This window comes from Nonomuraea solani, assembly GCF_900108335.1.
Lineage (GTDB): Bacteria > Actinomycetota > Actinomycetes > Streptosporangiales > Streptosporangiaceae > Nonomuraea > Nonomuraea solani.
In genome coordinates this window covers 1,234,029-1,245,661 of record NZ_FNVT01000001.1, presented here as the reverse complement: position 1 = coordinate 1,245,661, position 11,633 = coordinate 1,234,029, and the positions used below count along the sequence as shown (strand labels likewise).

Annotated in this window: 7 protein-coding genes; 6 read left to right on the top strand and 1 reads right to left on the bottom strand. The window is 70.0% G+C overall.

Annotated elements, in window-relative coordinates:
- The first annotated feature begins 28 nt into the window (after positions 1 to 28).
- From C4V41_RS05455 to C4V41_RS60605, 6 genes are all read left to right on the top strand, one after another.
- Entirely contained in the window at positions 29 to 742 is a 714-nt protein-coding gene (locus tag C4V41_RS05455) for a hypothetical protein (RefSeq protein WP_103954574.1), read from the top strand.
- A gap of 156 nt (positions 743 to 898) precedes the next feature.
- Complete coding sequence (locus C4V41_RS05450) at positions 899 to 1,777, top strand: M23 family metallopeptidase (RefSeq protein WP_235029910.1); 879 nt, start codon at positions 899 to 901, stop codon at positions 1,775 to 1,777.
- Positions 1,778 to 1,835: 58 nt separating this feature from the next.
- Positions 1,836 to 2,801, top strand: a complete 966-nt coding sequence (locus tag C4V41_RS05445) for an aldo/keto reductase (RefSeq protein ID WP_103954572.1) — start codon at positions 1,836 to 1,838, stop codon at positions 2,799 to 2,801.
- 131 nt (positions 2,802 to 2,932) lie between these two features.
- Positions 2,933 to 3,235: a calcium-binding protein gene (locus C4V41_RS05440; RefSeq protein ID WP_103954571.1), complete on the top strand. Its 303-nt coding sequence runs from the start codon at positions 2,933 to 2,935 to the stop codon at positions 3,233 to 3,235.
- A 259-nt stretch (positions 3,236 to 3,494) separates the two neighbouring features.
- A complete protein-coding gene (locus C4V41_RS05435) occupies positions 3,495 to 5,108 on the top strand; it encodes a phospholipase A2 (RefSeq protein ID WP_146103548.1) in 1,614 nt (537 codons plus the stop codon).
- Between the two features lie 178 nt (positions 5,109 to 5,286).
- Positions 5,287 to 5,463 carry a hypothetical protein gene (locus tag C4V41_RS60605; protein ID WP_200823750.1) on the top strand — a complete coding sequence of 59 codons (177 nt, stop codon included), beginning with the start codon at positions 5,287 to 5,289 and terminating at the stop codon, positions 5,461 to 5,463.
- Here the strand turns inward: C4V41_RS60605 and C4V41_RS05430 are convergent.
- Positions 5,438 to 11,458, bottom strand: coding sequence for a VWD domain-containing protein (locus tag C4V41_RS05430; protein WP_103954569.1), 6,021 nt, complete (start codon positions 11,456 to 11,458; stop codon positions 5,438 to 5,440). The genes C4V41_RS60605 and C4V41_RS05430 overlap by 26 nt on opposite strands.
- Positions 11,459 to 11,633 lie beyond the last annotated feature (175 nt).

Genomic DNA, 11,633 nt, shown 5'->3' with positions numbered 1-11,633 from the left:
GTCTGAGGACCACGGCCGAGGAGGGGGAATGGCCCGTTCACGTCGCGAACTGTCCGTCTTGCCGGGAACGGCGGCGACAAGACCGCCACGTACGACGGCCGACCTGCTGGCGGAACTGCTGCGGCACGTCGTCGACCTGGTCCTGGACGCCGGCCCGGACGCCGAGCGCCGGTTGCTGGCGGTCCAGGACCTGCTGACCCGGCAGAGCGACGGCCCGGCGTCCTGCCGCCGGGTGGGGCGGCGCTGGCGCGTCGAGGCGGCCGGGCGGACGGCCTACGTCGGCCAGTGCGTGGGGATGAACCACCTGGCCGTCCTGCTCGCCAACCCGCACCAGGAGATTCCCGCCCTCGAACTCGTCCGCGGCTTCGCGCTGCCCGACCGGCCGGCCGGCCAGGTCGTCGAGGACGCCCAGCCGGTCCTCGACGACCTGGCCAGACGCCGGTACAAGCAGCGGCTGTCGGAGCTGGAGTCCGAGATCGACGACTTCGAGGCGATGAACGACGCGGAACGGGCGGCCACCGCGCGCGCGGAGCGCGACTGGCTGCTCGACGAACTGACCGCGGCCACCGGGCTCGCCGGGCGGGTCCGCCCCTTCGCCGGCAGCGCCGAGCGGGCGCGGGTCGCGGTGAGCAAGGCCATCAGACGCGCGCTCGACCGCATCGCGCAGGCCGACCCGGTGATCGGCGGCGAACTCCGCACCACCGTACAGACGGGCATGCGCTGCTGTTATCGGCCCGGCTAGAACTTTCACACTGCAAGGCATTGATGAAGAGATCTTTCGGAGATATCTTCACGATCAATGTGTTCCGGGCCCGGAACGTACGTCTTCTCCCGGCATCCCCCTACTCCCCCTGTTCAAGAGGTGAGCATGCCAATGACCGGAAGGCCGCTACGGCCCATGGCCCTCAAATCCGCGACTCTTTCCCTGTTCGTCGCTCTCGCGACGGCGCTGGTCCCCCAAACCGCCTCCGCGGACCCCGTCGAGACTCTGGCCACGTCCCACAAGAGTCCGTTCAACTGCGGAAAGACCTTCACCGCCAACAACTGGTCCCCCGGTCACAACCCGTCGGGTTCCATCGACTGGCAGGACTACGGCGGCGACGACATCAACGGTGAGACCGTACGTGCCACCGCCGCCGGCACCGCGTACTTCAACGACGCGGGCAGCACGAGCTACGGCAAGTGGGTGGAGGTCCGTCACAGCGACGGCACCAGGACCCGCTACGCCCACCTCGCGACCATGGTCCGGGCGGCCGGCGGCTCGATGACCGTCAGCCAGGGCACCGCGATCGGCACGGTCGGCTCCACGGGCGGCTCCAACGCGCCGCACCTGCACTACGAGCAGCGGACCTCCGGCGGCGGGCTGGACACCAGCCCCACCGTGGACGGCGTGACCGTGTCCCTGGGCCAGAAGAAGGCCGTCACCAGCACCAACGCGTGCGGTGGCGGCGGCAACCCGTACACCCCCGAAGAGGTCTGCGGCGACGGTTACGCGGTCATCGACTCGGCCGCGCTCACCGGCGGTCGTGCCTATCTGCTCTACAACTCGGGCAACGGCTACAACTGCGTCGCGACGCTGAAGACGACGAGCATCGGGACGGCGACGTCGATGTCGGCCTTCATCGAACCGGAAGGGGAGAGCAGGACGACGAACTCGGGCAGCTTCGGCTATTACGCGGGGCCGGTCAAGCGGTCCGCGCCCGGTCAGTGCGTCAAGTGGGGCGGCTCCGTCGGGAGCAGCTCGTACACCAGCGGCTTCGAGCACTGCGGTTCCTGATTTCTCGCGCGCACGGCCCCCGCGCTCCGGTGCGGGGGCCGTGTGATGAACTGGCGGGATGACCAAGGAAACCGAGTCGCTGGGCCGGGCCGGACTGCGCGTGACCCCCATGGGGATCGGGCTGGCCGCGCTCGGCCGCCCGGCCTACATCGCCCTCGGCCGGGACCGTGACCTGGGCGACGATCGCAGCGTCGCCACGATGCGGGCGCGGAGCTGGGCGGTCCTGGACGCGGCGCTGGCGGCCGGCATCCGGTACGTCGACGTGGCCCGCTCCTACGGCCGGGCCGAGGAGTTCCTGGCCGGCTGGCTGCGCGACCGCGCCATCGCGCCGGGGACGGTGACCGTCGGCTCCAAATGGGGGTACGCCTACGTCGGCGACTGGCGCATGGACGCCGCCGAGCACGAGGTCAAGGAGTTGTCCGCCGGCCACCTGCGCCGCCAGCTCGGCGAGACGCGGGAGCTGCTGGGCGAGCACCTGTCGCTGTACCAGATCCATTCGGCCACCGTGGAGAGCGGCGTGCTCGACGACGAGGCCGTTCTCGGTGAGCTGCGCGACCTGCGCGCCACCGGCGTGGCGATCGGCCTGTCCACCACCGGCCCTCGCCAGGGGGACACCATCGACCGGGCCGTCGAGACCGGCCTGTTCGACACGGTGCAGGCGACCTGGAACCTGCTCGAACCCTCCGCGGGCCCGGCCCTGGCGAGGGCGTACCGGTCGGGCATGGGCGTGATCGTCAAGGAGGGTGTGGCGAACGGCCGCCTGACCGCGCACGCCGCCCCGCCCGCCCTCACCACCGCCGCCCGCGACCGCGACGTCTCCCCGGACGCCCTGGCCCTGGCCGCCGCCCTGGCCCGGCCGTGGGCCGGCGTGGTGCTGAGCGGAGCCGCCTCCGTGGAACAGCTCCACAGCAACCTGACCGCGACCTCCGTCGGCTGGGACTCGAAGCTGGACGACCGCCTCGCCGCCCTGGCCGAGGACCCGCGGACCTACTGGGCGGCCCGGGGCTCTCTGGACTGGCAGTGACGCCCTGTCAATGCCCCAGGGCACACCCCACCTGAGTACTTTTCCATGTTCGGCCCTTCCCCCATGACCTACCTCTTGCTTACGGCCGGCGGGGCCTCCGCCGGCACGGGGAAGGGGGATCATGCGACAGCGTGTCGGCGGGGGCGGGGTGCACCCAGATCGCGGCGGACACCGTGGACTGCGCCGGGGTCACCGGCATCACCGTGCAGCCCTTCGACGGCGACGATCGGATCCTCAACGCCACTTCCCTGCCCAGCACACTCAAGGGCGGCCAGGGGAGCGACCGGCTCGTCGGCGGTGGCGGCGACGACCGGATGTACGGAGACCGCGGCGTCGACATCTTCTGGGGCGGCCCCGGCGGCGACGTCCTGAACGGAGACGACGGGCCGGACACGTGTCTCTACGACACCGGCGACCTTTATTTCTCCTGTTAACCACTACTGCCGGCGGGCCCGGATTTACACCGAGCCCGCTGGTCGAATTAATTGTTCTAGACGCCGCCACAATTTCACCATAAACTCACTACACATCCTCCGACCTGCATGAACAGCCGAATTGACGCGTCTTGAGGTATGGCTTCATAGGCGATTTGACCATCATTTCTGAAACTTGTCCACCTCTTGTCAAAGCGATTTGTAACCCCTTAACCTCCAGGTGATCAAATCACTTTCTCGTTTTGCCTGGAGGCACCTCTTGCGTCGATTAGCGCTTCCCGTCGCCGTCACGGCGATGCTGCTCCCCTTCGTCGCCGTCGCCACGCCGGTCTCCGCCACCGTGCTCGCCGACCCGGCGCCGGCCGAGGTCCAGGAGATCGGCCCCGGCCAGTACTCCTCGGACGACAAGACCTTCAAGCTCTCCGAGCTGGACGTGTCCGCCGGCGCGATCAGCCGCAGGCACGGTGTGGCCCTGGCCGGCGGTGATCTGGCCCGGCCACAGTCGGCGCCGGCCACCCGTCCCGAGTTGGGCGTCTTCGGTCCCGGTTGGCAGGCCGAGTTCGTCGGCGGTGCGATCAACCGGAAGCTGGAGAACCAGAACGGCACCATCGTCGTCTCGGAGCTCGACGAGGGGACATCGACCAGCTACGCGCTGAAGAGCAGCGTCTCCTTCCCCGACGGCGGCGGCATCCAGACCTACCAGGCCACCGACGGCTCCAAGATCACCGAGACCACCCGGTGGGACGCGGCCATCGGAGCGATGCGCACGACGACGGCCGAGACGTACGTGACGGACCTCGGCCCCCTGGAGGCGGGCGACGACACCTTCACCAACGCCGACGGCACCCCCGTCAGCAACACCGACCTCCAGCTCACCTACACCTGGTCACGGCAGCCGGGGGCGCCGAGCGCCGACCCCTGGCGGGTGACCAGCGTCGGCACCGCCGCCTTCGGCAAGTCGTCGATCTCGTACGACGGCCAGGCCCGGATCAGCTCCGTCAAGGAGCCGGCCACGGCCGAGACCCCCGAGTCCGTCACCCGGTTCACCTACGCCACGGCCACCACGGCCACCGGCACGGCGCTCGGTGACTTCGCGGGCCGGCTCAAGAACATCACGGTCGCGTACGGGACCGACGCGCCGCAGACCGAGGCCAGCTACGCCTACGACCCGAACGGCCTGCTGCGCACCGTGTCCGACCCCAGCGTCGGCGCCACCCAGGCGACCTACGCCTACGACCCGGTGGGACGCCTGTCGTCGATCGAGTCCGTCAACAGCGGCGGGTGGCAGCTCACCTTCCCGGCGGGCGCCGCGGCTCCCCAGGTGACCGCCACCGACCTCGACATGCCGGTCAACGGCGGGACGACCGAGGGCGCGGCCGGGGTCGAGGACCCCAACGTCGACGAGCCGCCGGCCAGCGACTTCCTGCCGGACGGCCTGGACCCGCCGCAGTCGTACCCGAAGAAGTGCAACACGGGTAAGACCTGGATGTGGTACACGAAGTCGGGCTGCTCGGCCTTCTCGTTCCACGGCGGCAAGTTCCGCAAACCGGCCTGGAAGCGCACCGCCAGCGGCTTCAAGGTCAGGGGCATCGAGTACGACCACTGCACGAAGTCTCCCGACCGCCCCGCCAAGTTCGACTTCCGGCCGGCCTGTGACTCGCACGACTACGGGTACGGCCTGATGACCAACCAGAAGAAGCGCTACAAGTACTACCTCGACCGCAACGTCGTGCGGAAGCTCGACGTGGACACCCGCTTCTACATCACCTTGCGCGACAAGGTGTGCGGTGGCTACTTCATCCTGGTCCGCGGCGCCTGCAAGAAGCTCGCCAAGGTCTACTACGCGGCCGTCCTGGCCTTCGGTATGCCATAACAACACGGCGCGGAATGTGAAACCCGCGCGCTGACCTCGCTCCGGCCGGACGGTGGCCCCCAATCGCCGTCCGGCCGGTCTTTTCGGTTCGTCAGGAGACTCGGCAGGTGGGGTGGGCCGGGCTTCAATGACATGATGACGCGAAGCCCTTTACGCGGCCCTTGACGCGCATTGAGCCGTGGCGCCTGCTGCCCAGGACCAGGCCGAGGCGATCGTGCTGCGCGTGGTGATCGGTCTCGACGCCAAGACGGCCGGCCTGGTCCTGGGCAAAGGCCCCGGCGCGGTGCGCACCGCCGCTTATCGCGGGCTGCGCACCCTCGCCAGGAAGATCAGGACACCGCCACCTTCGTGGTGAGGGAGCCGACCTTTTCGGCCTGCGGGTTGAAGACGATCGTGTACGTCCCCGTGGCCGGGAGCGTGACCGCCGAGATGGTGCAGTTGCGGCCGCAGTAGGTGTTGCTGCCGAGCGCCGTGCCGTCCGGCTTCCGCAGCGACACCTGAACGTCCGTCGCGGTGGTGAAACTGGTGCCGGTGAAGGTGACGGTGACCTTCTGGCCGGTGGTGCCGCTGAAGGTCCAGCTTCCGTTCTGGCCCGGGGTCGTGGTGGTCAGGGTCGAGGTGGCGCCGCCGATGGTGATGGCGGCCGGGGCGAGATCGGCGACCGTGTTGGTCTTGAGGGTCAGCTTGCCGGCCTTCTCGTCCTGCGGGTCGAACTCCACGGTGTACGTGCCGGCCACCGGAAGCGCCACCGGCTCCAGGAAACAGTTCTTCCCGCAGTAGGTGGCGGCGACCAGCACGGTGCCGTCGGGCTTCTTCACCGTCACCCGCGCGTTGGTCGTGCCGGCGAAGTTCGCGTCGGTGAAGTTGAACGCCACGACCTGCCCCGCCGTCCCCGGCATCGACCAGGTGCCGTTCTGGCCCGGCACCGTCGTGGTCAGCGTCGAGGCGGCGCCGCCGACGGTGACGTTCGCGGTCAGATGGGTGACCGGGTGCGCCGCCAGGGTCAGCTTGCCCACCGTCGCGTCCTGCGGGTCGAACTCCACGGTGTACGTGCCCGCCACCGGAAGCGCCACCGGCTCCAGGAAACAGTTCTTCCCGCAATTGGTGGCGGCGACCAGCACGGTGCCGTCGGGCTTCTTCACCGTCACCCGCGCGTTGGTCGTGCCGGCGAAGTTCGCGTCGGTGAAGTTGAACGACACGAGCCTTCCGGCCGTCCCCGGGAACGACCAGGTGCCGTTCTGGCCCGGCACCGTCGTGGTGAACGTCGAGGCGGCGCCGCCGACGGTGACGCCGGCGGCCAGGTGGGTGACCTCGTGGAGCTGCAGGGTCATCGAACCCGTCTTGGCGTTCTGCGGCCTGAACTCGACGGTGTACGTGCCGGCCACCGGCAGGACGGCCGGGTCCAGCAGGCAGTTGCGCCCGCACGGGGTGTCCTCGATCAGGACGGTCCCGTCCGGCTTCCTCACCGCCACGTAGGCGTCGTACAGGCTGGTGAGCGTCGTCCCCGTGAAGTTGAACGACACCCGCCGGCCCGCCGTCCCGGCGAACGACCAGACGGCCTTCTGCCCGGCGCCGACCGTGGTCAGCGTGGACGCCGCGCCGCCGACCGAGGTCGTGCCGGTGACGTCGCCCTCGGTGAGCTGCGCGGTCAGCGAGCCCACGACGGCCTTGCGCGGGTCGAACAGGATCGTGTACGTCCCGGTCGCGGGCAGGGTGATCGGCTCGAACATGCAGAGCTTGCCACAGGAGGTGTCCTCCCGCAGGACGGCCCCGTCCGGCCCCTTCACCGAGACCGCGGCGTCGGAGGCGGAGGTGAACGTGCCGCCCATGAACGCGAGGTTGACGTACTTGCCCGCCGTCCCGGCGAAGGTCCAGGTGCCGTTCTGGCCGGGGATCGTCGTGGTCAGGGTCGAGGTGGCGCCGTCGATCGCGACCGTGCCGGCGATGTCGTCCACCAGGTACGTCCGCAGCGTCACCGCGCCGGTCTTCGACCCCTTGGGCCGCAGGTCCACCGTGTACGTGCCGGCCACCGGCAGGATGACCGGTTCGAGCAGGCAGCCGGTGCCGCAGTTGGTCTCGGCGACCAGGTCGGTGCCGTCCGGCTTCCTGACCTTGACGGCGGCGTCGGAGGCGTAGGGGAACGTCCCGCCGGTGAAGTCGAACGAGACCCGCGCGCCCGCCTGCCCGTCGAACGTCCACACGGCGCGCTGCCCGGGGATGGTGGTCGTCAGCGTGGACGCCGCTCCCCCGACGGTGATCCGGGCGGTCACGTCCGGCGGCACGATGTTGAGCTTGGCCGAGATCGAGCCGGTCTGGATGCCGGCCGGGTCGGCCACCACCTGGTAGGTGCCGGTCTCCGGGAGCACGGTCGTGTCGAAGTAGCAGGAACTCGCGCAGAACGTCGACGGCACGAGGACCGTGCCGTCCGGTTTGCGCATGTAGGCGTTCGCGCTGGAGAACGTCCCGTCCGCGAACGTGACCGAGATCCGCTGCCCGGCGGTCCCGGCGTACGACCAGATCGCGGTCTGGCCGGGCCCGGTCGTGGTCAGCTTCACCGCGTCGCCGTCCGCCGTGAGCGTGCCCGAAGCGTCGCCCTCGGTGACCTGCGCGGAGATCGAGCCCACCGCCGTACCGTACGGATCCAGCACGACCGTGTAGGTGCCGTCCACCGGCAGCGAGACCGTGTCGAACGCGCACGACGCCTTGCAGTAGGTCGAGTCGAACAGCTCGGTGCCGTCCGGCTCGCGCACCAGCGCGTACGCGTTGCTGAACGTGCCACCCGTCAGGGCGAACGCGACCCGCTGCCCCGCCCGGCCGGCGAACGACCAGGTGGCGACCTGCCCGGGCCCGGTCGTGGTCAGCTTCACCGGGTCACCGCCGGCGGTCAGTGTGCCGGTGGCGTCGCCCTCGGTGACCTGCGCGGAGATCGAGCCGACCGCCGTGTTGGTGGGGTCGACGACGACCGTGTAGGTGCCGTCCACCGGGAGGGAGACCGTGTCGAACGCGCACGACGCCTTGCAGTAGGTGGACCGGAACAGGTCCGTTCCGCCCGGGTCGCGGACCGACGCGTACGCGCCGCTGAACGTCCCGTCCGTCAGCGCGAACGCGATCCGCTGCCCCGCCGTGCCGGCGAACGTCCAGTACGCCCGCTGTCCAGGACCGGTCGTGGTCAGCTTCACCGGCGCGCCGCCGACGGTCAGGGCGCCGGTGACGTCACCTTCGATGACGCTGGCCGTGATCGGCCCCGTCCGCACGTCGGTGGGGTCGACGACCAGCGTGTACGTGCCCGTCGCGGGCAGCGTGGTGGTGTCGAAGGCGCACGCCTTCGAGCAGTAGGTGGAGCCGAACAGCCGTGTCCCGTCCGGGTTGGCGATCGAGGCGTAGGCCGAACCGGCCAGCCCGCTGACCCCGAACGCGACCCGCTGCCCCGCCGTACCGGCGAACGACCACGACACGGTCTGCCCGGGGATGGTGGTCGTCAGCGTGGACGGCGCGCCGATCGCGACCGTCCCGGTGACCGCCGCGGGCACCTCGAACAGCCGCAGCGAGATCGAGCCCGTCTTGGCGTCCTTCGGATCCCACACCACCGAGTACGTGCCGGTGACCGGCAGCGTCTGGGTGTCGACGAAACACGCCTTGCCGCAGGACTCCCCGGTCATGAGGGTTCCGTCGGGCCTGCGCAGCCGCAGGTAGGCGTCACTGGAGGAGGTCAGGGTGCCGTCGCCGAGCTCGGCGGAGATCTTCTGCCCAGCCGTTCCCGCGAACGTCCAGGTGCCGAGCTGGCCCGGGTCGGTGATCGTGAGCGGCACCGCGGGCCCGCCGATCGCCGCCGTCGTGACGACGTCGGCCCCCATGGTGTTCACGCTGAGCTTGTACGGCCCGAACACGTCGTTCCACGGCGAGACCCGCAGCCGGTACGCCCCGGCCGCCAGACCGTCGATCCGCTTGGCGCCGCACAGGAAGGCGTTGGCCACTTTCGCGCCCGCGGCGGTGTCCAGTTGCCACTCCAGCCCGAACCCGGGGCACTCCTGCGCGTTGACGAAGATCGAAGCCGGCTGGTCCAGCGTGAACCGGTACTCGTCGACCGCGACCTCGCCCTCCAGGTTGCCCGCGCCCTCGCCCGGGACCCCGTCGGAGGCCGTGAACGGCAGCGACACCGCGAACGACTGCGGCGGGACGACCTCAAGGTCGAGGTTGACGTTGTCGAGCCCGAACGCCTGGTTCGAGATGCCCGCCGCCCCGGTGACCGAGACCTTGACCTCGATCTGGCTCTTCTTGTGGGTGACCGGCATCGTGATGCGGTGCCTGGCCCACGGCAGGCCGTTCGCCAGCGTCCCGGACGCGACGGGCGTCAGCTCGCTCGGCGTGATCGTGTACGGGTCGTCGCGGTCGGTCTCGACCGTGACCTTCTCGGTGTCGGTGTCGGACGCCCAGTCGCCGACGGTCAGCAGGTCGAAGCTCAGCGTCCCGCTCTTGTGGGGCGGCAGCGCCTGCACGAAGAACCGGTAGGAGTCGCCGCCGCTGAACGGCCCGGCGAACGAGCTCACCGCCGGATCGGCCGACACCCGCGACGGCAGCACGTTCTTGCCGAGCGTGCCCTCGAAGTCGATCGCCAGGTCCCCGTTGACGTCGACGGCCTGCGCCGCCGGGTCGAGGCTGACGGTCTTCTGCTCGGCGGCGGCCGCCGCGAACGAGTTGTCCGCGGTCAGCGCGATGTCCAGCACGCAGTCGTTGAACGGCACGCCCGGCTGGACGCCGCTCTCCTCGCACTGCGTGGTCGCGAGCTGCATCTGCTCGGGCGTCAGGTCGTGAATCGTGACGATGCGGGAGGGGAACTGCAGGTTCGTGAACGTCGCCGTGCTCTCGCCGGGGCCGTAGGTGAACATCGACTCGGTGTCGGAGAGCCGCCAGGAGTTGGCGTAGTCGGTGTGCAACTGAACCGGCGTGGCGTTGGCCGGGAGCTGGGTGCCGTCCCGCAGCTTCAGGTCGTTCTTGGGGTCGCCGTCGGCGTTGCCGAGCAGGCCCACGAGGTCACTGTCGGCGGCGGGCGGCAGGTAGAGACCGGCGGCGCCGCGCCTCCAGGACAGGGCCGCGCCCTCCAGACCGTCGAACATGACGATCCACTTACCGTCCTTCCGGACGATCCACGCGTTGTCGCCCAGGTAGAGGAGCTTGCCGGTGTCGAGGGTGCGCTTCTTGCCGTCGATGTACAGGTCGTCCTCGTGGAACTCGACCTTGTGGTCGCCCGCCTCCATCGCGGCGTCGAACATCACCGACACGTCCCGGCCGCCGCTGGCGGGGCTGAGCCGGCCGTGGACCTCCAGGCCCCACTTCTCGGCGCCCGCGACCACGAACTCGCCGACGGACTGCAGGTCGTAGCCGAGGCCGTCGAGCGTGGTGAAGTGCGGTTCGCCCTTCACCAGGCCGCCGTACTCGGAGAAGTACCACCACAGGATGAGGATGACCAGCGCGGCGACGCCCAGGGCCATCGCCGCCTCGATGGTGATGAAACCGGCCGAGCGCAGGAACAGCGCGCCCCGCTGGCTGGCCAGGAACGCCTCGACCTCGGCGGTCATCACGGCCGCGGCGGCCTCGACGCTGCCGTACGCGGCGACGTCACCGGCGAGCGAGGTCGCGCCGACGGTCGTGATGCGCGTGATCAGCGGCAGCAGGATCGGCGGGACGGGCCACCTGTTGTCATCGTCCTCCTCGTCATCGGCCGGGACCTGGGCGGGCGGGCTGCCGGGCGTGGGCGTCCGCTTCTGCTCCTCGCACTTGCGCTCCTTGCGGACCTCCCCGATGTGCAGGAGCCCGGGGGTCGGCGAGATGGCCTTGTACGTGGAGAGCTGGAACCCGGCCTTGCCGTCCACCTTGCAGGTGGAGTTCCTGTTGTAGACCTGGAAGTAGTCCGTGTAGGTGCCCCAGCGGTTGAGGACCGTACCGGCGCTCACGCCCCTGACGCCGTTGGCCTGGAGCACGGCCGCGTAGCGGGCCACCTGGTTGCCCCAGCCGGCGTAGTCCGGGTTGCCGTCGACCTTGGCCTCGATCACCTGGCCGAAGCTGGTGTTGACGTGGTCGTAGTAGATGATGTCGGGCCGGTCGCTGCCGCCGCTGAGGGTCGGCTCCCACTGGATGTCCGGGTTGATGACCGCGCCGGGCTGCCCTGCGGGCGGCGTGGCGCCGAGCTGGTCGTTCAGGTACTTGATGGCCCGGGCCTGGCCGATGGCCTCGACGCCGCCGGACGGGCTGCACTCGTTCGGCTGCTGGTAGATGTGCGTCCCGAGCGCGGGACGGTCGCGCAGGCAGACCTCGTTGATCCGGCGGCGGGTGGAGTACATGCGGTTGAACACGCAGCGCTTCTCACCGCTCCGGCCGTTCGCCCAGCTATCGCTGTTCGGTGGGCAACCGTCGGCCGCCGCCGCTTCGGCCCATTCGGCCGCCGCCGCTTCGGCCCATCTGGGTAATAACAACTCATGGACGGGAACGAGAAGACCCGCCACAAGCACGGCCACCATGATCACGCAG

What these genes read in the sequence shown, in the direction of transcription:
- C4V41_RS05455 (WP_103954574.1), top strand. Translation starts at nt 29, where the DNA reads ATGGCCCGTTCACGTCGCGAACTGTCCGTCTTGCCGGGAACGGCGGCG.
- C4V41_RS05450 (WP_235029910.1), top strand. Translation starts at nt 899, where the DNA reads ATGGCCCTCAAATCCGCGACTCTTTCCCTGTTCGTCGCTCTCGCGACG.
- C4V41_RS05445 (WP_103954572.1), top strand. Translation starts at nt 1,836, where the DNA reads ATGACCAAGGAAACCGAGTCGCTGGGCCGGGCCGGACTGCGCGTGACC.